Raw genomic sequence first — 22,920 nt, 5'->3', positions numbered from 1 at the left:
CGTGCCCGCCGAGCGCAGGGCGACGTCGATCTCCGCGGTGTCGCGCCACACGCCCGGTGTCCGAACGGTCCGCCGCAACTAATTCCGGGAGCGGTCAAACCCGGCATCATCCCGCTGCGACCGCTGACGCTTGGCGACATCTTCAACGGCGCGGTCGGCTACGTCCGCGCCAATCCGAAGGCGGCTTTGGGCTTGACCGCCATCGTGGTGGTGTTCATCCAAATCGTCACGAAGGCCGCCGTTTTCGGACCGTTGGCGGCCTACGGCAGGTTGACGACCGACCACGCCAAGGAGCTGACCACCGGGGTCGTGGGCGCGTGGCTGACGTCGATGGGCGCCGGCGTGGTCGTCGCCTGGCTGGGCGGCATGCTGTTGTCCGGAATGCTCACCGTCATCGTCGGGCGGGCGGTGTTCGGGTCGCCGATCACCATCGCAGAGACGTGGGCCAAGATCCGGGGCCGCCTGGTGCCGTTGTTCGGTCTCGCGGTGCTCGAAGGCGCGGTGATGGCGGTTGTCGCCGGCCTGGCGGCGGTGATCGTCGCGGTGCTGGCGGCTATCGGCAACCCCGCGGTGGCGGTCGTGCTGGGCCTGCCCCTCGCGCTGGCCGTGATCGCGTTGCTGGTGTACCTGTACACGGTGGTGTTGTTTGCACCCGTGCTGATCGTGCTGGAGCGGCTGCCGGTTCTCGACGCCATCACCCGATCGTTCGCGCTGGTCCGCGGCGGATTCTGGCGAGTGCTGGGCATCCGGCTGCTGACGCTCGTGGTGACGTCCGTCGTCGGTGGCGCGGTCGCCGTGCCGTTCAACATCGTCAGCCAGTTCTTTGTGATCACCTCGTCCACCGCGGCTTTCCTCATCAGCACCGTGGTCGCGTCGGTGGGCGCGGCGATCGGCGAGATCATCACCGCGCCTTTCAACGCGGGCGTCATCGCGCTGCTCTACACCGATCGCCGGATGCGCGCCGAGGCCTTCGATCTGGTCCTGCAGACCGGCGCCGCCGGCGGACCGTACGTGGCCGGCTCCACCGACAACCTCTGGCTGACGCGGCCGGCCTGAGGACGAGTGCAACCGTGCCCTCCATCGACATCGACCGCGATGCCGCGCACCAGGCCGCCCAGGACGAGCTCAACAAGCCGATCTACTCCAAGGGATCGGCCGAGCAACAGCTAGCCGAATGGCTGAACGAGACGATCTATCGGCTGCTGCAGAAGACGGCCTCGCTGCCGGGTGGATGGCTCACGGCGACGGTGCTTTTCATCATGCTGGGGATCGCGCTGGCGGTCGCCATCCACATCGCGCGGCGCACCATGCGCACCAAGCGTGGCGGCGACTACCAGTTGTTCGAAGCCGCGCTGCTCACCGCGGCCCAGCATCGTGCGACCGCCGAAAGCTATGCGGCGCAAGGCGAGTGGGCCGCGGCGATTCGTCATCGACTGCGGGCCGTCGCCCGCCAGCTCGAGGAGACCGGCGTGCTGAACCCGGCGCCCGGGCGTACCGCCAACGAACTGGCCTCCGACGCCGGCGCCGCGCTGCCCCACCTTGCCGGCGAATTATCGCAGGCCGCAACGGCTTTCAATGACGTCACCTACGGCGAACAACCCGGAACCCAGGCCGCGTACCAGATGATCGCCGACCTCGACGACCACCTGCGGTCCCGCTCGGCGGCCTTACCCGCGGGACCGGCGCAGCCCGCCGCCTCCGACTCGTGGGCGCAGGTGCGGTGATGGCGACAATCCAACGTCCCGAAGCCACCGGCCCGACGCCGATGCAGCGCTGGCGTTCCTGGCGCTGGGTCATCGTCACCCTGATCGTGCTCGCCGTCATCGCCGGCGTCGACGCCTACCTCACCGCGCCGCGACCCGGCGCTCGCATGGATCCGGCATCGACGGGTCCCGACGGCACCCATGCGCTGGTGGCACTCCTGCGCGGCGGCGGCGTCGACGATGGCGTCGCCGACGGCATCGCCGACGTGGAACGGGCGGCGCGGCCGGACGCGCTGATCCTGGTGGCGCAAAGCCAATACCTGACCGCCCCGCTGCTGGACCGGCTGGCGAAGGCGCCCGGCGATCTGCTGCTGGTGGAGCCGACGGCGCGCACCCGCGAGGCATTCCTGCCCGGCCTGCGCGTCTCGGCGGCCGGCGCGTTCGACACCGATCCCGACTGCACACTGCGCGAGGCCACCCGGGCCGGCCCGGTGCGATTCGGGCCCAGCGACACCTACCGCGCCACCGACGGCCGGCCGATGACCCGCTGCTACGACGGTGCGTTGATTCGCTTCCGGGACGGCGGGCGGACGATCACGGCGGTGGGCAGCACCGATTTCCTGACCAACGGCGCCCTGCTGCAGGCGGGTAACGCCGCGCTGGCGATGAACCTGGCGGGCGCCCGGCCCCGGTTGATCTGGTACGCGCCCCACCGGGTCGAGGGCGAATCACCGCCGCCCGGTTCGATTGGCGACCTGATCCCGCAGAACGTGACCTGGATCGTCTGGCAGCTCTGCCTGGTTGTGCTGCTGGTCGCCCTGTGGCGGGGCCGGCGGCCCGGCCCGCTGGTCGCCGAGGAGCTGCCCGTCGTGGTGCGCGCTTCGGAGACCGTCGAGGGCCGCGGCCGGCTGTACCGTTCCCGCCGGGCGCGCGACCGCGCCGCCGCGGCGCTGCGCACCGCCACGCTGCAGCGGCTGGTGCCCCGGCTGGGTCTGAGCATCGGGGCGCCCCCGCCGGCGGTGGCGGCCGCGGTGGCCGGACGCAGCGGGGCCGACCCGGCATTCGTCTCCTACCAGCTGTTCGGGCCGCCCCCGGCGACCGACCACGACCTGCTACAACTTGCCCGTGCGCTCGACGACATCGAAAGGCAGGTCACACGGACGTGACGCAACCATCTACCGCCTCGACCCCCACCGCTGAATCGGCGCGAGATGCGCTGCTGGCGTTGCGCACCGAGCTCGCCAAGGCCGTCGTCGGACAGGAGGGGGTGGTCAGCGGCCTGGTGATCGCGCTGCTGTGCCGCGGTCACGTGCTGCTGGAAGGCGTTCCGGGAGTGGCGAAGACGCTGCTGGTGCGCGCGCTGGCGGCCGCGCTGCAACTGGAGTTCAAGCGGGTGCAGTTCACCCCCGACCTGATGCCCGGCGACGTGACGGGCTCGCTGGTGTACGACGCACGCACCGCCGCATTCGAGTTCCGGCCCGGCCCGGTGTTCACCAATCTGCTGCTGGCCGACGAGATCAACCGGACCCCGCCGAAAACCCAGGCCGCGCTGCTCGAGGCGATGGAGGAGCGCCAGGTCAGCGTGGAAGGCGTCGCCCAGCCGCTGCCCGATCCGTTCATCGTCGCCGCGACCCAGAACCCGGTCGAATACGAGGGCACTTACCAGCTGCCCGAAGCCCAGCTGGATCGATTCCTGCTCAAGCTGAATGTGACTCTGCCGCCGCGCGATTCGGAGATCGCCATCCTCGCCCGGCACGCGCACGGCTTCGACCCCCGCGACCTGTCGGCGATCAAACCGGTGGCCGGGGCCGCCGAATTGGCGGCCGGGCGCGACGCCGTGCGACACGTGCTGGTCGCCGACGAGGTCCTTGGATACATCGTCGACACCGTCGGGGCCACCCGCTCCTCGCCCGCGCTGCAGCTGGGCGTATCGCCGCGCGGGGCCACCGCACTACTGGCCACGGCGCGTTCCTGGGCCTGGCTGTCCGGCCGCAACTACGTCACCCCCGACGACGTGAAGGCCATGGCACGCCCGACGCTGCGGCACCGGGTGATGCTGCGCCCGGAGGCCGAGCTCGAAGGGGCCACACCCGACGGCGTGCTCGACGGCATTTTGGCCTCGGTTCCGGTGCCCCGCTAGTGGTCCTGACCGGACGCACCGGGCTGGTCGCGCTGATTTGCGTCCTGCCCATCGCGCTGTCGCCTTGGCCGGCAGACACTTTCGTCGCGCTGGCGGTCACGCTGGCGATCGTGGTGGCCGTGGACATCGGGCTGGCGGCCAGCACCCGCAGGTTGCGCTACATCCGTTCCCCGGATCGCTCCGCCCGGCTCGCGCAGCAGGTGGACGTCGGGTTGCTGATCCACAACGACGGCCGGCGGCGGTTCCGCGGCCAGGTTCGCGACGCGTGGCCGCCCAGCGCCGGCGCGCGACCGCGCATCCATCCCGTGAACATCCCCGCCGGGCAGCATCAGCACATTCAGTCCCAGCTGCGGCCGGTCCGCCGCGGCGAGCAACGGGCCGCGGTGGTCACCGCCCGGTCCATCGGGCCGCTGGGACTGGCGGGACGGCAAGGGTCGCAGGCGGTTCCGGGCCTGCTGCGGGTGCTGCCGCCGTTCCTGTCCCGCAAGCACCTGCCGGCCCGGCTGGCCAAGCTCCGCGAGATCGACGGGCTGCTGCCCACGCTGATCCGCGGCCAGGGAACCGAATTCGATTCGCTGCGTGAATATGTCGTCGGTGACGACGTGCGGTCGATCGACTGGCGCGCCACCGCGCGTCGCGCCGACGTCGTCGTCCGCACCTGGCGCCCCGAACGCGACAGGCGGGTGGTGATCGTGCTCGACACCGGGCGCACCTCGGCGGGCCGGGTGGGTGTCGACCCGACGGCCGCCGATCCCGCGGGGTGGCCCCGGCTGGACTGGTCCATGGACGCCGCGCTGCTGCTGGCGGCGCTCGCGTCGCGGGCCGGCGATCACGTCGACTTCCTCGCGCACGACCGGGTCAGCCGCGCCGGCGTCTTCGGGGCGTCGCGCACCGAACTGCTCGCCCACCTGGTCGAGGCGATGGCCCCCCTGCAACCCGCGCTGCTCGAACCCGATTGGACCGCAATGGTTTCCGCCATTGCGCGGCGGGCACGCCGGCGATCACTGGTGGTGCTGCTGACCGACCTCAACGCGACGGCGCTCGACGAGGGCTTGCTGCCGGTGCTGCCCCAGTTGTCGGCCAAACACCACCTGATGGTGGCCGCGGTCGCCGACCCGCGAGTCGACCAACTGGCCGCCGGGCGTTCCGACCCGGCCGCCGTCTACGACGCGGCGGCCGCCGAGCGATCGCGTAACGACCGCCGCGCGATCGCCACCCGCCTGCGCCGCAGCGGGGTGGAGGTCGTCGATGCCCCGCCCACCGACCTTGCCCCCGCCCTGGCCGACCACTACCTGGCGATGAAGGCCACCGGTCGGCTGTAGCTCAGCCGGTGGGGATCACGTCGGGCGCGTCCTCGATGTCGCCGGTCTCCCCGGCCTTCGCCGCGCGGCGACCGAAATACCCGATGTAGGCCAAAAACGCCGCCTCGGCGATGATCCCGATGCCGACCCGGACGAAGGTCGGCAGCGGCGACGGCGTCACCAACGCCTCGATCAACCCCGAGACCAACAACACGCCCACCAGACCGATCGCGACCGACACGACGGCGCGCCCCTGTTCGGCGAGCACTTGCCCGCGGGGCCGGTCGCCGGGCGAGATCACCGACCACCCCAGCCGCATCCCCGCCGCCCCCGCCAGGAACACCGCCGTCAGCTCCAGCAGCCCGTGCGGAATCAGCAACCCGAGCAGCACACCGCCCTTGCCGGCCTGAAACATCAGCCCGGAGATCAGGCCTAGGTTGGCCGCGTTCTGGAACAGCACGATCGGGATCGGCAGTCCCAGCAGAACGGACAACGCGATGCACTGCGCGGCGACCCAGGAGTTGTTCACCCAGATTTGCAGGGCGAACGCCGCGGCGGGATGCTCGCTGTAGTAGGAGGCGACGTCGTGGTTGACCAATTGCTCGATGTCGCTTGGGGTTCCGGCGGCCGACTGCACCTCGGGATTGCCTGCCACCCAGAACGCCATCACGATCACCACGGCGAAGAACGCCACCGCGGTGCCCAGCCACCACCGCCACGACCGGTAGGCGACCACCGGGAACGACACCGTCCAGAACCGGGCGAACGTACCGCTCAACGGCGCGTGGGCGCCGGTCACCACGGAACGGGCGCGCGCGACGAGGCTCGAGAGTCGACCGATCAACAGCGAGTCCGACGAGGCCGAGCGCAGCATCGACAGGTGGGTGGACACCCGTTGGTACAGCTCGACGAGCTCGTCGACTTCGGCGCCGGTCAGCGAGCGACGCCTCGCGACCAGCCGGTCGAGGCGGTCCCACGTACCGCGATGGGCCAGCACGAATGCGTCGACGTCCACCCTGCGCAGCCTAATCGCCCTGTACCGTTCGGTGTTATGTCGGAGGTGGTGACCGGCGACGCCGTCGTGCTCGACGTGCAGATCGCCCAGTTGCCGGTGCGGGCCGTGAGCGCACTGATCGATATCGCCGTGATCGTCGTGTGCTATCTGCTCGGGCTGATGTTGTGGGCCGCCACACTGACCGAGTTCGACACCGCGCTGAGCACCGCCATCCTGCTCATCTTCACCGTCGTGGTGATCGTCGGCTATCCGGTGGTGCTCGAAACGGCAACGCGCGGACGCTCGGTGGGCAAGATCGCGATGGGTCTGCGCGTGGTGTCCGACGACGGCGGGCCAGAACGCTTCCGGCAGGCCCTGTTTCGGGCCCTCGCGGCGGTGGTGGAGATCTGGATGCTGTTCGGGAGCCCCGCCGTCATCTGCAGCATCCTGTCACCGAAGGCCAAGCGGGTCGGCGACATCTTCGCCGGCACCGTCGTCGTGAACGAGCGCGGCCCCCGGCTTGGCCCCCCGCCGGTGATGCCGCCCTCGCTGGCCTGGTGGGCCTCGTCGTTGCAGCTTTCCGGCCTGTCCCCCGGCCAGGCCGAGGTGGCACGGCAATTCCTCTCGCGGGCAACGCAACTCGATCCGCAGCTACGGCTGCAGATGGCTTACCGCATCGCCGGTGACGTGGTGTCCCGCATCGCCCCGCCACCCCCTCCCGGCGCGCCGCCGGAGCTGGTGCTCGCCGCCGTGCTCGCCGAACGGCACCGCCGCGAACTGGCGAGGCTTCGCCCGGCCACGCCGCCGGCAGGCGCCCCGCCGTGGCCGGCCTGGCCCGCGCCACCACGGCAGGCGGTCCCGTGGCCGGACCCGGGTGCACCCCAGCAAGGTCCGCCGCATCCTGAGCCGGGCGGGTTCGCGCCGCCCGGTTAACCGGAGACGCTGGCCGCCATGAGGGCGACGTCGGCGATCAACAGCGCCCAACCGCACAGCGGAACGGCGATGCCGCCGCGGCGCTTCGCGGTGAAAAGGGAGATGACGATCACGACGACCGCGACGGCGGGCGCGCCGTAGAACGCGACCCCGAAATCGATCCCGCCGTGGCCCAGGTTGGGGCAACTGCGGTCGCTGCAGCCGTCGGTACTCATCACCGCGCCGAGCGCGAACAGCATGACGATGGCGGCGGCGGGCACCGTGGCCAGCGCCAACCCCCAATTCACCCACGGCCACACGTTGCGCCCGCCTCCGCTGCCACCCTGCCCCGGGCCTGCCGCGGTCGAGGTCCCGCCACCCACCGTCAGGTTGGAGTTATCAGCGTTCATCCCAGAGGTCCTACCCGTCGCCCGGCGAGTGCAAACCGGGCCCGGGCATCCGATCCGCGGGCCCGCCGGCACCCAAAACCGGAGGTCGCGGGCCCTACCGGCGGCGGCTGAGCACCGCCTGCCAAATGCCCCGTTGCATCGCGATACTTTCCGATATATCGTTATACCTCGAAGCGCACGGTGCGCTTCCCAAACAGACGTAAGGAAACAGAGATGAACAACCCATTCACCCCCGCCGGCGTTCCGTTCGCCGGCCGTCCCGGTTTCGGCTTCGGCCCCGACACGCAACGGCGTGCCCTGCACGGCGCAAGGCGACGGGCTCGCCAGGAGTTCTTCGAACACCTCCGCGAGCACGGGCCCGGCCACGACGGGCCGGGCTTCGGGCCCGGCTTCGGCCCGGGGTTCGGCCCCGGCTTCGGACCTGGATTTGGACCCGGCTTCGGTCCGGGTTTCGGCTTCGGGCCGGGCGGCCGACGTGGCGGATGGCGTCGCGGCGGCCCGGGTCGCGGTAAGCGCGGCGACGTCCGCGCGGCCATCCTGGCGCTGCTGGCCGAGCGCCCCATGCACGGCTACGAGATGATCCAGCAAATCGCCGAACGCAGCAACGGGCTCTGGAAGCCCAGCCCCGGTTCGGTCTATCCGACGCTGCAGCTGTTGACCGACGAGGGCCTGATCACGGCCAGCGAAAGCGAAGGCAGCAAGAAGCTCTTCGAGCTGACCGACGAGGGCCGCGCGGCGGCCGAAAAGGTCGAGACTCCGCCGTGGGACGAGATCACCGAAGGCGCCGACCCGGGTCACATGAACCTGCGGGCGGCCATCGGCCAGCTGTTCGGCGCGGTCGCGCAATCCGCGCACACCGCAACCGCCGAGCAGCAGCAGCGCATCGTCGAAATCCTCAACAACGCGCGGCGTGAGGTCTACGGCATCCTCGGCGAAGACTGAGCGCTGACAGGCACAGCGGACCCTGGATCAGGTCACGTCGACCCAGTCCAGGGTCCGCTGCACCGCCTTGCGCCAACCCGCGTACCCGGCGGCGCGCTGCTCGTCGGTCCAAGCCGGCGTCCAGCGCTTGTCCTCGTGCCAGTTGGCCCGCAGGTCGGACGGGTCGGCCCAAAACCCCACCGCCAAACCCGCCGCGTAGGCCGCGCCCAGCGCGGTCGTCTCGGCGACCACCGGACGCACCACGTCGACGCCGAGCACATCGGCCTGAATCTGCATGCACAGGTCGTTGCCGGTGACGCCGCCGTCGACCTTCAACACCTCAAGGCGCACACCGGAATCCGCCGCCATCGCGTCCACCACGTCGCGGCTCTGGTAGCAGATCGCCTCCAGCGTCGCGCGGGCCAGGTGCGCGTTGGTGTTGAACCGCGAGAGCCCGACGATCGCGCCGCGGGCATCCGATCGCCAATAGGGCGCGAACAGCCCGGAAAACGCCGGGACGAAATACACTCCGCCGTTGTCGGCGACCTGGCGCGCCAGCGACTCGCTTTGCGCCGCGCCGCTGATGATGCCCAACTGGTCGCGCAGCCACTGCACCGCAGCGCCGGTGACCGCGATCGAACCCTCAAGGGCGTAAACGGGTTTCGCGTCACCGAACTGGTAGCAGACGGTGGTCAGCAGGCCGTTCTTCGACCGAACGATCGTCTCGCCGGTATTGAGCAGCAGGAAGTTCCCGGTGCCGTAGGTGTTCTTCGCCTCGCCCTCCGACAGGCACACCTGCCCCACCATCGCCGCGTGCTGGTCGCCGAGAACCCCCGTGACCGGCACCTCGCCGCCGACCGGCCCCGCCTGCGCGGAGACGCCGTACGGTTGTGGCGACGACGACGGTGCGATCGCCGGCAGCATCGCCCGCGGGATGCCAAAGAACGACAACAGCTCGTCGTCCCAGTCGAGCGTTTCCAGATCCATCAGCATGGTCCGGCTGGCATTGGTCACATCGGTGACGTGCACGCCGCCGCGCGGGCCTCCGGTCAGGTGCCACAACACCCAGGTGTCCGGCGTGCCGAACAGGGCGTCACCGCTCTCGGCCGCCTCGCGCACCCCGTCGACGTTCTCCAGGATCCACTGCAGTTTGCCGCCGGAGAAATACGTCGCAGGCGGCAGGCCCGCCTTGCGGCGGATCACCTCGCCGCGGCCGTCTCGTTCCAGCGCCGACGCGATGCGGTCGGTGCGGGTGTCCTGCCAGACGATCGCGTTGTAGTAGGGCCGCCCGGTGCGCCGATTCCACACCAATGTGGTTTCGCGCTGATTCGTTATGCCAAGCGCAGCAAGGTTTTTGGCGGTCAAGTTGGCACGGTTGAGCACCGACATCAGGACCGACGACGTACGCTCCCAGATTTCGACCGGGTCATGCTCGACCCAGCCGGCGCGGGGCAGGATTTGTTCGTGCTCGAGTTGATGGCGAGCCACTTCGGCACCGTCATGATCGAAGATCATGCAGCGAGTGCTGGTGGTTCCCTGGTCGATGGCGGCTACGAACTCAGCGGACTCGGACACGTCAGGAGTCCATCATGCCCGGGTGAACTCGACAAGCTCACCGCGTAGCTTGCGTTACCGCCGGTAACCCTGTTCCATCGGCGGTGTGGGCGAAGAGGTCAAGCGCACCACGTACACCAGCGCACATCGGCGGGAATACGGGCGCAAGCTTCAGGTGTGCCTGGACGTGTTCGAGGCGATGCTGGAACAGTCGCGCTTTGACTCGGCCAAGCCGCTGACCGGCATGGAGATCGAGTGCAACCTCGTCGACGCCGACTACCAGCCGGCGATGTCCAACCGCGACGTGCTGGACGCCATCGGGGATCCGGCGTTCCAGCCGGAATTGGGCGCCTACAACATCGAATTCAACGTGCCGCCGCATGCCCTGCCCGGACGCACCGCGCTCGACCTGGAAGGCGAGGTGCGGGCAAGTCTGAACGACGCCGAGATCAAGGCCGGCGCGGGCGGCGCGCACATCGTGATGATCGGGATCCTGCCCACGCTGATGCCCGAACATCTGACCACCGGGTGGATGAGCGACTCGAGGCGGTACGCGGCGCTCAATGACTCGATCTTCACCGCCCGCGGCGAGGACATCCCGATCAACATCTCCGGTCCCGAGCCGCTGAACTGGCAGGCCGTGTCGATTGCGCCCGAATCCGCTTGCACCAGCATCCAATTGCACCTGCAGGTGGCGCCGGAAACGTTCGCCGCCAACTGGAATGTCGCCCAGGTGGTGGCCGGCCCGCAGCTGGCGCTGGGCGCCAACTCGCCGTACTTCTTCGGCCACCAGTTGTGGGCCGAGACCCGCATCGAGCTGTTCACCCAGTCCACCGACACCAGGCCCGAAAAGCTCAAGTCCCAGGGCGTGCGGCCGCGGGTGTGGTTCGGCGAAGGGTGGATCAGCTCGGTGCTCGACCTGTACCAAGAGAACATCCGCTACTTCCCGTCCCTGCTGCCCGAGGTCTCCGACGAGGATCCGGCCGCCGAGCTGGCCGCCGGGCGCGCACCGCAACTCTCCGAGCTGCGGCTGCACAGCGGCACGGTGTACCGGTGGAACCGGCCGGTCTATGACGTCGTCGACGGGCGCCCGCACCTGCGGCTGGAGAACCGGGTGCTGCCGGCCGGGCCGACCGTCGTGGACATGGTGGCCAATTCGGCCTTCTTCTACGGCGTGCTGCGCAGCCTCTCCGAGGACGAACAGCCCCTGTGGTCCCGCATGGACTTCGCTGCGGCACAGGGGAATTTCCTCGAGGCGGCGCGCCGCGGCATCGACGCCCGGCTGCATTGGCCGGGCCTGGGTGAGGTGGCGGCGACCGCGCTGGTGCTGGATACGTTGCTGCCGATCGCCGACGAGGGACTGCGCCGGTGGGGGATGGACGCCGAGGTGCGGGACCGGTTCCTCGGCGTCATCGAGGGCCGCGCCAGGTCGGGCCGCAACGGCGCCAGCTGGCAGGTATCCACCGTGCGCGCGCTCGAGGACGGCGGGATGACCCGGCCGGCCGCGCTGGCCGAGATGCTGCGCCGGTACTGCGACCACATGCACGCCAACGAGCCGGTGCACACCTGGGAGTCTTGACCGCGGGTACGTTGAAAACCATGACGGGCGATCACGTTATGGACTGGGACAGCGCATACCGCGAGCAGGCGCACTTCGAGGGTCCGCCGCCGTGGAACATCGGTGAGCCGCAACCCGAACTGGCCGCATTGGCCGCGGCCGGGAAATTCCGCAGCGACGTGCTCGACGCCGGCTGTGGGTTCGCCGAACTTTCGTTGGCGTTGGCAGCCCAGGGCCACACGGTCGTCGGTGTCGACCTCACGCCGACCGCCATCGCGGCGGCCACCAAGGCGGCCCAGGAGCGCGGGTTGACGACGGCCAGCTTCGTGCAGGCCGACATCACCTCGTTCGGTGGTTATGACGGCCGGTTCTCCACCGTCGTCGACTCCACGCTGTTTCACTCGCTGCCGGTCGAGGGCCGCGACGGCTACCTGAGCTCCGTCCACCGCGCGGCCGCGCCGGGCGCCAACCTGTTCGTGCTGGTGTTCGCCAAGGGCGCCTTCCCCGCCGAGATGGAACCGAAGCCCAACGAGGTCGACGAGGACGAACTGCGCGCCGCGGTGAGCAAGTACTGGGTAGTCGACGAGATCCGGCCGGCCTTCATCCTGTCCAACGTCGTCGAAATCCCCAACGCGCCCTTCGAATTTCCACCGCACGACCGCGATGAGAAGGGCCGGATGAAGATGCCGGCCTACCTGCTGGCGGCGCACAAATCGGGCTGAGGCTCGTCAGACGTCACCGCCGCCGCGGCGACCACGCGGGTTCACGAAGTACAGGCTGCTACGCCAGTTGGCGGACGGAGCGGCTGCTGAGCGGGGCGATCGCTGCCACCACGAAGCCGATTCCCGCGTAGAGCGCAACGCTGGCCGGCCCCAACCACGCCGCGGCAGGTCCGACGAGTAGTTGTCCGACGGGCACGCATGTGTACGACAGCAGATCGTTGTATGCCGAAATGCGCGACAGCTCGTGCCGGGGCACGTGTTGATGCACGCAGGTATCCCACGCTATCGACGGCGCGGAGAAGCCCAGCCCGGAAATGAACGCCGCCAGCATGAACCACGGAGCCGGCAGGTCGAGGCCCAAGCCCAGCAGCCCGGACGCGCCCAAGGCCGCGATGAGCTGGCCGGTGCCCAAAAACCGTTGAGGGGCATGGCGATACAGCAGCACCCCCATGCGAGGGCGCCGATAGCGCGCGCACTCAAAGCCATACCCCAAACGGGTGCACTCGTCGACGCCGTGGTGATCTCGGGACCCAACACCTGCCACGTTCCGGTCCCGATCAGGTTGATGACCGCGAAGGAGCAGCTGGTCGACCAAAGCCATCGCGTTGACCGAAATGTGTGCCAACCGCGGCGGATATCGGTCAACACTCCGCTTCCCGCGGGGCGCGCGGGTGCGGAGATCCGGGGCAGCCCAGCCAAGATCGCGGCGGCGACCAGGAAACTGGCGGCGTCGACGGCCACGGCGATCCCGCCGCCGCCCGCAGCGACGAGCACGCCGGAGATGGCCGGCCCAAGAACCTTCGTGAGGTTCTTTACGGTGGCCAGTGCGGCGTTGGCCCGCGGCAGTTGCGAGGTTTCGGCCAGTTCCGGCACGATGCCTCGCAGCGCGGGCGACGCGAAGGCCTCCAGTGCGCCGTTGGCGAATTGCAGGCAAGCCACCAGTGGCAGTTGGTAGTTGCCGCTCAGCAACACGGCGGCAACGGCACCTTGGGTGAGGCCTGCTCCCAGATTCGTCCCTATCAGAAGGGTGCGGCGCGGCCAGCGGTCACCGAATACACCGCCCACCAACAGCAAACTCAGCTGCGCGGTGACCTGAGCGGCCAACACCACCCCAAGGTCGCTCAGACGATGCGACGCCTGCAGCACCGCCAGGCTCAGCGCGACCGGTGTCATCGCACTACCGGCCAGCGAGACCGCCCTGCCCAACAAGAAGCGACCGAACGGTGTGTGGGCTGTCTTTCGTGCCGGCGAGAGTGCCATAGGAGAGACAGCATGGGCAGCGGCACGGTAGCGTCGCCATCTCTACGATAAATGGCGCAAGGATATGACACTTCTCAAGCTCAGCCCCCATGCACTGGCGCACTGCCGGTTCGCCATCTCGCCGCTGGCCGAGACGGTGGGCGTGCTGATCACCTTGCAGCGCCGATGCGCCGACGCCGCCTTGGCCCGCTGGTACGCCGAACATCAGCCGGCCTATCGCCGCTGGCTGGGCGCAAATCCCGTGGCTAACGCGTTATTGCCGCTGATCGCCACTACCAAACGGCTTCCCGACATCGTGGCGTTGCCGCCTGAGCACGGCGTCCACACCCGGCTGGCCGACGAACTCGGTGCGATGACCGCCTTCAGCGACGACCAGATCCGCGCGGGTGTGCGTGCCGCTGCGGCTGCGAGTTGGAAGACCCATCAACTCGACTGGCTCCGCCGCGAGAACCTCGCGGTCCGCACCGCGGAGGTGTTCGAGCAGGGCTGGCAGCAATTCGTCGAGCCGGACTGGCCGCGTCGTCGTGCCGTTCTCGAACGCGACATCATGTACCGCGCGGGGCTACTGTCCGCTTACGGGTGGAAGCATACCGTCGAGACGATGAAGCAGCGCTCAATCTGGGTTGGCGACAACGCAATTCGTTTCAGCAGTCAGCACTGGCCGGACCGCACTATCGACGAGGGGCTGATCTTCGTCCCACGGACCACAACCGGGGGCTGGTGGACGTGTGAACAGCCCCCGCGCTACGCCCTGGTCTACTGCGCCCACGGGCCACACGCCAAGCCGGCCACCCCCGGCGCCGATCGCACCGACGCCCTCTCGACCCTCCTCGGGCCTGGTCGGTCCCGCATCGCCAGGCAACTGCAAACCCCTGCCACGAGCACCCAACTCGCACGCACCCTCGGCCTATCCCTGGGCACCGTGAGCAGCCACCTCGCCGTATTGCGCGATGCCGGAACGATCGTCGGAACCAGAGTCGGACGCAACGTCATCTACCGGCTCACCGAGCGAGGACACCGGCTTCTGGAACTCCTCGAGGAGAACTGACCGGGCAAGCCCGCGAACTCGGCGCACAAGGTGGGCTGAGGCTCAACCCGACGTCGCCGCCGTCGCGGCGATCAGCGCCTCGGCGAAGGTCTGCAGATCCTCGGCGGTGGTGTCGACGTGCGGCGAGATCCGCAGCACCGGACCGGCCAGTCGCAGCGGCGCCCGCTGTACGCCGACGAAGGTGGTCAGGATCCGCCGCTCGGCGAGCAGCCACGCCCGCACCGCTTGCGGATCGGCGCCGTCGACCGGGGCCAGGGTGGTGATGGCGCTGGGCTCCTCGACCTCCTCGACCACCGCCCAGCCGGCCACGTCGGCCAGCGCCCGGCGGCTGGTGGCGCCCAGCTCGGCCAGCCGTGCGCGCACGGCGGGTGGCCCGTACGCCAGGTGCTCTCCCAGTGCCAGCGAAAAGCCAACGCGCGCGGCTATATTGGCTTCACCGAATTCGAGTTGCTGGGCGACCGTGAACGAGCCCGCGAGCCAGTCCGGCGGCGCCAGCCGCGGGCGCAAGCCCTCCATCAGCTCGCGTCGCACCGCGAGCGCCCCGACGCCGCGCGGCCCCGCGATCCACTTGCGCGACGACGCATAGGTCACGTCGGCGCCGACCGCGCAATCCACCTGGCCCAGCGCCTGGGCGGCGTCGACGACGAGCGGCAGCCCCAGCTCGCGGCAGAGCTGCGCGATCATCGACAGCGGTTGCACCACGCCGCTGTGGCTGCCGACCGCGGTGAGGTGGACCAGATCGGGCGGGTCGGCCTCGAGTGCCAGCGCCGCGTCGTCGAGCGCGACGCGGCCATCCTCGAGGGTCGGCAGCAGCTGGCGATCGAAGCCGTGGGCAGCGAAGAGCGCCAGGTTGGGGCCGTATTCGCCGGGCAGGCACGCCACGGTGCGCCGGTCGGCCGGCCAGCCGCCGAGCAGCAGATCGAGCGCGTTCAGGGAGCCGGTGGTGAACACCACCTCGGCGTCGGGCATGCCGGCCAGCGCGGCGAACGCAACCCGCCCGGCGTCCAGCGCGGGCGCGGCGGCCTCGGCCGCGACGTAGCCGCCGATTTCGGACTCGTTGCGCGCGTGCAGGGCGGCGGCCTCGATCACCGCGAGGCTCTGCCGCGAACACGCCGCGCTGTCCAGGTGCAGCCCGGCCACGGGCGGGCGGGTCGCCCGCCAGCGGTCCGCAAGCGAACCCGCGGCCGTCACTTCACGGCCAACGACAACCCGAAATCACCCGCGGCGTCCGTCCAGAACCGGGTGCGGCGCAGTCCCACGCTGGCCAATTCGGCGCGCACCCCGTCCGGGCGGAACTTGCACGACACCTCGGTGAGCATCTCCTCGTCGGCCACGAAATCGACGGTCAGATCGAGCGCGTCGACGCGGACCCGCTGCGGGCGGCTGGCGCGCAACCACATTTCGATGCGTTCCTCCTCGGCGTTCCAGCGCGCCACGTGCTGGAACGCCTCGACGTCGAAATCGGCGTCGAGTTGCCGGTTGATCACCGCCAGCACATTGCGATTGAACGCCGCCGTCACCCCGGCCGAGTCGTCATAGGCGCGCACCAGCCGACCGGTGTCCTTGATCAGGTCCGTGCCGAGCAGCAGGCTGTCGCCCGGGCGCATTTGGGCGGACAGGCTCGACAGGAACGCCGTGCGCGGTCCGGGTGTCAGGTTGCCGATCGTCGACCCAAGGAAAACGAACAGGCGCCGCCCGCCGGCTGGGATCTCGGTCAGGTGTTCCTCGAAATCGCCGCAGACCGCATTGATTTCGACGCCGGCGTATTCCTGCTGGATCGCCGCCGCGGCCGTCGACAGTATGCCGGCATCGACATCGAACGGTACGAATCTGCGCAGCGATCCGCGTTCACGCAGCGCGTCGAGCAGCAGCCGGGTCTTCTCCGACGTCCCACTGCCCAACTCCACCAGGGTGTCGGCCTCGCTGGCCTCCGCGACTTCGGCCGACCGCGCGCGCAGGATCTCGGCCTCCGCGCGGGTCGGATAGTATTCGGGCAACCGGGTGATCTGATCGAACAGGTGACTGCCCAGCGAATCGTAGAACCACTTGGGCGGCAACGACTTCGGCGTCTGCTGCAGGCCGTCGAACACATCTCGGCGCAACGCTTGATCGGCGGAGTCGGCGGCCAGGTGGTTGGACAGTGTCAGCGTCATCGATAACCTTCCGAGTGATCCAGTGGGGTCAGCGCGACGCCCGCCGCGGTGACCTCGACGAGGTGGCGGTCCGGCACGTCCTCCCAGCCGGGGTGGTTGTCGTATGGCTCGCTGGCCAGAACAATCCCGTCCGCACGCCGCAGGATGGACAACGTGTCACCCCAGGTGGTCGCCAACAGGCGAGAACCGTTGGCTGCCAATATGTTCAGTCGGGCGTCGGGGTCAGCCGCCGCGACCTCGGTGATGGTCTCGCCGAGCGCGGCGAGGCCGCGCTCGAAGATGACAGCGGCGAGCAACGCACTGTCACAGACGGATTCGGCCCGCGAGCTGAGGGGCAACACGGCACGGTCAACGACGCCGTTGTGCGACAACATCCACTGGCCGTCGGTGAACGGCGCCGTCGCGCTGACATCGATCGGCATGCCGACCGTCGCCGAGCGTACCGCGGCAACCACGCAGCGGCTGCGCAGCGCCGGTGCGACGGAGTCGAACGACGTGTCACCCCACAGCGGCGCACTGCTACGCCAGCGGCGGGGCACTTGCCCTCCAGGGGAATCATCGAAAAACCCGACGCCCCAACCGTCGGCGTTGAGCAGGCCGTGCTTCTGCCGGCGCGGCGCATACGACTGCACCCGCAGGCCGTGCAGCGGGTCCAGCACCAGCGAGGACACGGTGACGTCGGCCCCGAGCCAGCCGAGGTGACGGCACATCAGGTGAAATCCTCGACGTCCCAAGCCAACCGGACGCCGGAGAAGATCTGGCGCCGGATCGGGTGGTCCCAGTTGCGGAAGCTCGGCCGCAGGATAGCGGGCGCCACGGCCCACGAGCCGCCGCGCAGCACCCGGTAGTCGCCGTCGAAGAACGGCTGCGAGTAGCGCTCGTAGATCATCGGAACGAATCCGGGCCAGGGCCGCAGTGGCGAAGTGGTCCACTCCCACACGTCGCCGAGCATCTGTTCCGCCCCATACGCCGAGGCGCCGGCCGGGTAGGCCCCTACGGGTGCCGGACGCAACGAGGTTCCGCCCAGGTTGGCGAGGTCGTCGGAGGGCGGCTGCGCTCCCCACGGGTAGCGACGGCGGCTGTCGGTAGCCGGATCCCATGCGCAGGCCTTCTCCCATTCCACCTCGGTGGGCAGCCGCGCGCCGGCCCAGGCCGCGTAGGCCTCGGCCTCGAAGTAGGAGACGTGCTGCACCGGCTCGTCGGCGGGGATGTCTTCGACGCGGCCGAACCGGGTGCGTGTTCGCGCGTCGGGGCTCCAGAACTGTGGCGCGGTCAGGCCCGCGCGCCGGCGATGCTCCCAACCACGCTCGGACCACCAGCGCGGCTGCAGGTAGCCGCCGTCTTCGATGAAGTGCCGCCATTCGCCGTTCGTGACCGGCACCCGGCCGATCCGGAACGCGGGCAGCTCGACGATGTGGGCGGGCCGCTCGTTGTCCAGCGAATACGGTTCACTCGCGGCGTCCACGCCCAGCACGAAAGGGCCGGCGGGCACCAGAACGGAGGTGCCGGCCAGCCCCGGCCGGCCGGCCGGCAGCGCCGCATGGTCGCGCAGCAGCGGAGCCCCGGTGCGCAGGTTGAGCGCCTGCAGCATGGTTTCGTCGTGTTGGTTTTCGTGGCTGATCACCAACGCGAACGCGAAGTCGTCACTGTCCTCCGGCAGGGCGTCGAGGGCGTCGAGGGCGGCGGACCGCACTGTGCGGCAATACGCCCGCGCACGGTCCGGCGACAGCAGCGGCAGCTCGACGCGGCTGGCGCGGGAGTGCACGAAGGCGTCGTAGAGGCCCTCGACCGCCGGCGGCAGCATGCCGGGCCGGGCGGGGTCACCGCCGCGCAACAGCCAGAACTCCTCTTGCTGACCGATGTGCGCCAGGTCCCACACCAGCGGGCTCATCAGGGGGTCGTACTGCCGGTACAGCTCGGCGTCGTCGAACTCGACCAGCCGCAACGTCCGCGTCCGCGCCCGCGCCAAATCGTCGGCGAGACTTGCCCGGCATGACGATCCCAAGCGCGGCGCAAGCGGGCGCAGCGGGTCGGAATCATTGGCGGAAGTCACAGCCCCCCTTGCGGGCGGCGCGCCGCCTCGGCGACCGTGGCCGCGATGCCCTGTCGGATCACCTGGTCGGAGAAGTCGTCGCCGGGACATCGGCCCCGCTCGACGGCGTCGACCAGCCGCTGCATCGAATCGCCGAGTTCGGGCGGCGCCAGCTGAGCGGCGACGGCCACGCACTTGTTGGCCGCGGCGTACAGCCGCCGGTCACGTAGTCCCGCCTGAGCCGCCGTGTCCCAGGCGGTGGCCACCGGCTCGACCGCCTCGGCCGCGGTGTCGGCCGCGACCGGGTCGTCGAGCAGGGCCACCAGGGTGAACACCACGGCCGGCCAGAAGTCGTCCGGCACGCTATCGAGATAGCGGATCTCCAGCCACTGCCTCGGGCGCACCGGCGGGAACAGCGTCGTCAGGTGGTATTCGAGGTCGGCGAGGGTGGGGCGGCGACCGCCGAGCAACACCCGTCCGTCCACCCAGTCGGCGAAGGGCACCCAGTGCGTGACCGCCGCGGCGTCCGGGGTGTGCACCAGCATCACCGGCGCCTTGAGCGCGTAGCGCGCCCAGTCGGTGCCGGGGTCGTCGCCGCTGGCGCCCAGGATGGGTCCGCACCGCGCCGAGTCCATCTGCCCCCACACCCACTGCCGGGTGGAGGCCCAGCCGGTGAACTCGCCGCGCAGCATCGGTGAGTTCGCCGCCATTGCGATCATGGTGGGCCCGAGGGCATGCGCCAGCCGCACCCGGTCCGCCCAGCCGGACTGCGGCCCGGCGTCAAGGTTGACCTGGATGGACGCGGTGGACGTCATCATCGCCGCACCCGCCTCGCCCGAGCGGCTGGACGCGAAGAACTGCTCCATTGCTCGGTAACGCGCGCCCGGGTTGATGCGCTTGGGCGGCCGCAGCGGATCCGCCCCGAGGAAGACCAGGCCCAGGCCGGCATCGACGAACGCCGACCGCAGCACGGCCTGGTCGCGCCGCATCGCGGCGATGGCGGCCGTCACCCCGTCGGCCGGCGGGCCGGACAGCTCCACCGCGCCGCCGGGTTCCACCGTGACCCGGCTGCCGCCCGGCAGCTCGGGCAAGGCCTCCAGAACGTCGGCGATCTCCTGCCAACCGGGCCGGCGATGGGGGTCGGACGGGTCGTGGCAGTGCGCTTCCAGTTCCAGACCCACGCGCCCCAGCGGGGCGTCCACCAAGCAACCGTCGGCGATGTAGCGGGCGGCGGCTTTGGAATCGGCCATCTCGGGACTGGCCAGCTCGGAGCCGGCGGTAGTGATAGCGGCAAACGTCATATCACTATCCCTTCGGGCCTTGGCAAGCTCGAGCACGCGCCTGCGGACCGCTTCCCGACACAGCCAACGGAACGGTTACCGCCACTACTTCATCTAGCAGATGGCCCCGACATATTCCCGTTCGCGCGCAATTTCAAGCATGCCCGATGCGGTCCCGAACCCGGCTCACTGTCCTAGCGCATTCTGCATCGCCCCAGCCAGGACGTTGACCGCCGGCCCGGCGTTGCCAGACTGGCAGACCTTGGCCTGCAACAACACATTTTCACGCAGCCTGGTTTGATTGAAGCACCGCCGATCGGTGCCGGCCTCTTGCTTGGTCCAGTTCGCGTCGGCCGCGCCGGGCGGCCCGCCATCGAACGACCACACCTGCGTGACCCCGTTGTCCAGGTGCATCGGGGTGGTCTGGCCCGAGCAACCCACCGTCCGATCCACCACCCGATGGAAGGCGCGGTCGGCGGCGTCGTTGGTGGCAAACACCCCGACGGCCTGCTTCACGAAGTGGGTTTGGTCGGTGGCCGATGTCTGGGTGACGGCACCGTTGAACGACGCCAGGTCTGGGTCGTCGTACACCTCGGGCAGGCCGATGTCGGCCCAGTTGTTGCACACCGGGACGTCCACCCAATCGCCCTGCACCGGCCGGGTGAACACCGACTCCCAGCCCATGGGGCCGCCGACGATGTTGCCGACCGACCCCTTGCCCAGGACCGCGTAATTCACCACCCCCGGGTCGGAGGGGTGCGCGGCCGCAACCGGAAGTGCGACCGCACCGCCGACCCCCAGGCCGAGGGTGACGACGGCCGCGCGAGCCCGCATGGTCATGAAGCGATCATGCCAGCCACCCCGGCACGAGGTCAGCCCCCGTTTGCCCGGACGCCCTCTTCGACCTTCTTGCCGAGGTCGGGATCGACGTTGCGCCAGTACTCGAACACCCGCGAGAGCACCGGCTCCTTCACGCCCTTGGAGACGTGGCCAATGATGTTGTGCGCCAGCCGGTCCCGGGCCTCGTCGTCGAGGACGTCGCGGACCATGGTGCCCGCCTGTCCCCAGTCGTCGTCCTCGGCGTGCAGCGTGTAGGCGGCGCGGACCATGTCGCCGTCGGCGTGCCAGCGCACCTCGGCGGCACGCGCCGGGTCGGCGTGCGGCCCGCCGTAGGAGTTGGGCGCATACACGGGGTCGGAGACGTTATTCATCCGCATCGCGCCGTCCTTCGAGTAGCTGTTCACCTCGACCTTCGGCGTGTTGACGGGGATCTGCCGATAGTTGGTCCCCAGCCTGGCGCGGTGCGCGTCGGAGTAGGAGAACCCGCGGGCCTGCAGCATCTTGTCGGGGCTGAGCCCGGTGCCGGGCACGGTGTTGTTCGGCTCGAAGGCGGCCTGCTCGATCTCGGTGTGGTAGTCGGTGACGTTGCGGTTCAGCGTCATCTTGCCGACGTCGATCAGCGGGTAGTCGCCGTGCGGCCACACCTTGGTCAGGTCGAACGGGTTGAACCGGTAGTTGCGGGCCTCCTCGTACGGCATGATCTGCATCTTCAGCGTCCAACTCGGGTGATCCCCGCCCTCGATCGCGTCGTACAGGTCGCGCTGGTGGTAGTCGCCGTCCTCGCCGGCCAGCCGGTCGGCGTCCTCCTGGGTCAGGAAGTCGATGCCCTGGTCGGTGATGAAGTGGTACTTCACCCAGAAGATCTCGCCGGCGGCGTTGATCCAGCTGTACGTGTGGCTGCTGTAGCCGTTCATGTGCCGCCACGTCTTGGGGATGCCGCGATCACCCATCAGCCAGGTCACCTGGTGCGCGGACTCCGGTGAGAGCGTCCAGAAGTCCCACTGCATGTTGTGGTCGCGCAAGTTCGTTGCCTGCATGCGCTTTTGGGACCGGATGAAGTGCTGAAACTTCAGCGGGTCGCGCATGAAGAACACCGGCGTGTTGTTGCCGACCAGGTCGAAGTTGCCTTCGCTGGTGTAGAACTTCAGCGCGAAGCCACGCGGGTCGCGCCAGGTGTCTGGGCTGCCGCGCTCGCCGGCGACCGTCGAGAACCTGGCGAGCATGTCGGTCTTGGTGCCGGGCTGGAAGACCGCGGCCCTGGTGTATTGGCTGACGTCGTTGGTGACTTCGAAGGTGCCGAAGGCGCCGCCCCCCTTCGCGTGCGGCTGCCGCTCCGGGATGCGCTCCCGGTTGAACTGGGCCATCTGCTCGATCAGGTAGTGGTCCTGCAGCAGGATCGGCCCGTCGGGACCGATCGTCAGCGACTGGTCGTCGCTGGGCGCAGCGATGCCGGCGTCAGTGGTGGTGAAACGTTCCGTCATTTCGCTCTCTCCTCGTTTGCTGGGCTGACTCCGGGCTGTGGCGACGAAAATTGCTGCACACCAATCACCCTGCTCTCTTTCTGGACCACGTCAAGAAAAACCTCGGCGTGGGCCTTCCGCTAGGGCCGTCGCGGCGGGGGGCTGGGGGTTGCGCTCGCCGGCGGCGGGCCGCCAGGACCGCTCACACCCGGTCCGCCGGCCGGCCCGCCGGGGCCGCCCGGACCGCCGGGGGGCATGGGCACGATCAACCCGGGACCGCCGTCACCCCATGGGCCGCCGGCGGATCCGGGCCCACCGGACCCCCAGGGTCCGGGGCCGTATCCAGGTCCCCACGGGCCGTTGCCCGGCCCGGGACCACCCGGGCCGCCACCCGGCTTGAACATCTGGCCGTGGTGGTGGTGGCAGTGCTGGTGATGCCAGACGAACGCGCCGGCGAAGAACACGGTGGAGATGATGAAGACGATGCCGGCGACGATGATCACCCACGCCGCGGCCAGGTAGAGCCGCGGAGGCTTCATCCGCTCCGGCGGTGGTGGGGGTGGCTGATTGGGTCGCCGCGAATCGACGGGGTTCGGGCGCAAACGGGGAGCCGGTCCGGCGACGGCGATGAA

Annotated in this window: 22 protein-coding genes and 1 pseudogene; 10 read left to right on the top strand and 13 right to left on the bottom strand. The window is 69.7% G+C overall.

Features of this window, described 5'->3' with window-relative positions; translation table 11 throughout:
• From A5697_RS22985 to A5697_RS22965, 5 genes are all read left to right on the top strand, one after another.
• Positions 1 to 1,056: hypothetical protein (locus A5697_RS22985; protein ID WP_231972152.1), on the top strand; the 1,056-nt coding region annotated here is incomplete at its 5' end.
• A 14-nt stretch (positions 1,057 to 1,070) separates the two neighbouring features.
• Complete coding sequence (locus A5697_RS22980; RefSeq protein ID WP_068012147.1) at positions 1,071 to 1,724, top strand: DUF4129 domain-containing protein; 654 nt, start codon at positions 1,071 to 1,073, stop codon at positions 1,722 to 1,724.
• Positions 1,724 to 2,869, top strand: a complete 1,146-nt coding sequence (locus A5697_RS22975) for a DUF4350 domain-containing protein (RefSeq protein ID WP_068012150.1) — start codon at positions 1,724 to 1,726, stop codon at positions 2,867 to 2,869. The genes A5697_RS22980 and A5697_RS22975 overlap by 1 nt, the downstream gene beginning before the upstream one ends.
• A complete protein-coding gene (locus A5697_RS22970) occupies positions 2,866 to 3,843 on the top strand; it encodes a MoxR family ATPase (RefSeq protein ID WP_067948918.1) in 978 nt (325 codons plus the stop codon). Before A5697_RS22975 ends, A5697_RS22970 begins: the two co-directional genes overlap by 4 nt.
• Positions 3,843 to 5,165, top strand: coding sequence for a DUF58 domain-containing protein (locus A5697_RS22965; protein ID WP_067948920.1), 1,323 nt, complete (start codon positions 3,843 to 3,845; stop codon positions 5,163 to 5,165). The genes A5697_RS22970 and A5697_RS22965 overlap by 1 nt, the downstream gene beginning before the upstream one ends.
• A gap of 1 nt (position 5,166) precedes the next feature.
• Here A5697_RS22965 and A5697_RS22960 read toward each other — a convergent pair whose 3' ends face one another.
• Positions 5,167 to 6,159: a stage II sporulation protein M gene (locus tag A5697_RS22960; protein ID WP_068012146.1), complete on the bottom strand. Its 993-nt coding sequence runs from the start codon at positions 6,157 to 6,159 to the stop codon at positions 5,167 to 5,169.
• A gap of 36 nt (positions 6,160 to 6,195) precedes the next feature.
• Between A5697_RS22960 and A5697_RS22955 the strand changes: the two genes are divergently transcribed.
• Positions 6,196 to 7,071, top strand: a complete 876-nt coding sequence (locus A5697_RS22955; protein ID WP_067948924.1) for an RDD family protein — start codon at positions 6,196 to 6,198, stop codon at positions 7,069 to 7,071.
• On the opposite strand, the gene A5697_RS22950 is transcribed toward A5697_RS22955, so the two are convergent.
• Positions 7,068 to 7,460, bottom strand: coding sequence for a hypothetical protein (locus A5697_RS22950; RefSeq protein WP_067948926.1), 393 nt, complete (start codon positions 7,458 to 7,460; stop codon positions 7,068 to 7,070). The two genes, A5697_RS22955 and A5697_RS22950, sit on opposite strands and share 4 nt — an antisense overlap.
• Positions 7,461 to 7,673: 213 nt before the next feature.
• Here A5697_RS22950 and A5697_RS22945 point away from each other — a divergent pair, with 213 nt between their 5' ends.
• Positions 7,674 to 8,402 (top strand): PadR family transcriptional regulator, encoded by a 729-nt coding sequence (locus tag A5697_RS22945; RefSeq protein WP_068012145.1) that lies wholly within the window; start codon positions 7,674 to 7,676, stop codon positions 8,400 to 8,402.
• Between the two features lie 27 nt (positions 8,403 to 8,429).
• Here the strand turns inward: A5697_RS22945 and glpK are convergent, their stop codons facing one another.
• A complete protein-coding gene (gene glpK, locus A5697_RS22940; protein ID WP_067948930.1) occupies positions 8,430 to 9,956 on the bottom strand; it encodes a glycerol kinase GlpK in 1,527 nt (508 codons plus the stop codon).
• An 85-nt stretch (positions 9,957 to 10,041) separates the two neighbouring features.
• Here glpK and A5697_RS22935 point away from each other — a divergent pair, with 85 nt between their 5' ends.
• Together A5697_RS22935 and A5697_RS22930 are read left to right on the top strand one after the other, a co-directional pair.
• Positions 10,042 to 11,514, top strand: a complete 1,473-nt coding sequence (locus tag A5697_RS22935; RefSeq protein ID WP_068012144.1) for a glutamate--cysteine ligase — start codon at positions 10,042 to 10,044, stop codon at positions 11,512 to 11,514.
• Positions 11,515 to 11,534: 20 nt separating this feature from the next.
• On the top strand, positions 11,535 to 12,215 hold the full coding sequence (locus tag A5697_RS22930) for a class I SAM-dependent methyltransferase (protein WP_068012143.1): 681 nt from the start codon (positions 11,535 to 11,537) through the stop codon (positions 12,213 to 12,215).
• Positions 12,216 to 12,273: 58 nt separating this feature from the next.
• Here A5697_RS22930 and A5697_RS28555 read toward each other — a convergent pair whose 3' ends face one another.
• Positions 12,274 to 12,666: a hypothetical protein gene (locus A5697_RS28555; RefSeq protein ID WP_231972151.1), complete on the bottom strand. Its 393-nt coding sequence runs from the start codon at positions 12,664 to 12,666 to the stop codon at positions 12,274 to 12,276.
• 53 nt (positions 12,667 to 12,719) lie between these two features.
• Positions 12,720 to 13,388 (bottom strand): annotated as a pseudogene (locus tag A5697_RS28825) (MFS transporter); the annotation flags it as partial.
• Positions 13,389 to 13,539: 151 nt separating this feature from the next.
• Between A5697_RS28825 and A5697_RS22920 the strand changes: the two are divergent.
• Positions 13,540 to 14,523: a helix-turn-helix transcriptional regulator gene (locus A5697_RS22920; protein ID WP_068012142.1), complete on the top strand. Its 984-nt coding sequence runs from the start codon at positions 13,540 to 13,542 to the stop codon at positions 14,521 to 14,523.
• Between the two features lie 42 nt (positions 14,524 to 14,565).
• Here the strand turns inward: A5697_RS22920 and egtE are convergent, their stop codons facing one another.
• From egtE to A5697_RS22880, 8 genes are all read right to left on the bottom strand, one after another.
• On the bottom strand, positions 14,566 to 15,714 hold the full coding sequence (egtE, locus tag A5697_RS22915; RefSeq protein ID WP_068012141.1) for an ergothioneine biosynthesis PLP-dependent enzyme EgtE: 1,149 nt from the start codon (positions 15,712 to 15,714) through the stop codon (positions 14,566 to 14,568).
• The gene (gene egtD / locus A5697_RS22910) at positions 15,711 to 16,676 is read right to left on the bottom strand and encodes an L-histidine N(alpha)-methyltransferase (protein ID WP_068012140.1); all 966 of its coding nucleotides are present in this window, start codon (positions 16,674 to 16,676) and stop codon (positions 15,711 to 15,713) included. The genes egtE and egtD overlap by 4 nt, the downstream gene beginning before the upstream one ends.
• Positions 16,673 to 17,386, bottom strand: a complete 714-nt coding sequence (gene egtC, locus A5697_RS22905) for an ergothioneine biosynthesis protein EgtC (protein WP_068012139.1) — start codon at positions 17,384 to 17,386, stop codon at positions 16,673 to 16,675. The genes egtD and egtC overlap by 4 nt, the downstream gene beginning before the upstream one ends.
• Positions 17,386 to 18,681: an ergothioneine biosynthesis protein EgtB gene (gene egtB / locus A5697_RS22900; protein ID WP_068012149.1), complete on the bottom strand. Its 1,296-nt coding sequence runs from the start codon at positions 18,679 to 18,681 to the stop codon at positions 17,386 to 17,388. The genes egtC and egtB overlap by 1 nt, the downstream gene beginning before the upstream one ends.
• Positions 18,682 to 18,725: 44 nt before the next feature.
• On the bottom strand, positions 18,726 to 20,009 hold the full coding sequence (gene egtA / locus A5697_RS22895) for an ergothioneine biosynthesis glutamate--cysteine ligase EgtA (RefSeq protein WP_068012138.1): 1,284 nt from the start codon (positions 20,007 to 20,009) through the stop codon (positions 18,726 to 18,728).
• Positions 20,010 to 20,174: 165 nt separating this feature from the next.
• Entirely contained in the window at positions 20,175 to 20,822 is a 648-nt protein-coding gene (locus A5697_RS22890; RefSeq protein ID WP_156673416.1) for a sensor domain-containing protein, read from the bottom strand.
• 38 nt (positions 20,823 to 20,860) lie between these two features.
• Positions 20,861 to 22,309, bottom strand: coding sequence for a catalase (locus tag A5697_RS22885; RefSeq protein ID WP_068012136.1), 1,449 nt, complete (start codon positions 22,307 to 22,309; stop codon positions 20,861 to 20,863).
• A 119-nt stretch (positions 22,310 to 22,428) separates the two neighbouring features.
• Complete coding sequence (locus A5697_RS22880; protein WP_156673414.1) at positions 22,429 to 22,827, bottom strand: hypothetical protein; 399 nt, start codon at positions 22,825 to 22,827, stop codon at positions 22,429 to 22,431.
• Positions 22,828 to 22,920 lie beyond the last annotated feature (93 nt).

This window comes from Mycobacterium sp. E3251 (assembly GCF_001666835.1).
GTDB lineage: Bacteria > Actinomycetota > Actinomycetes > Mycobacteriales > Mycobacteriaceae > Mycobacterium.
This window is presented reverse-complemented; position numbering and strand designations above follow the sequence as displayed.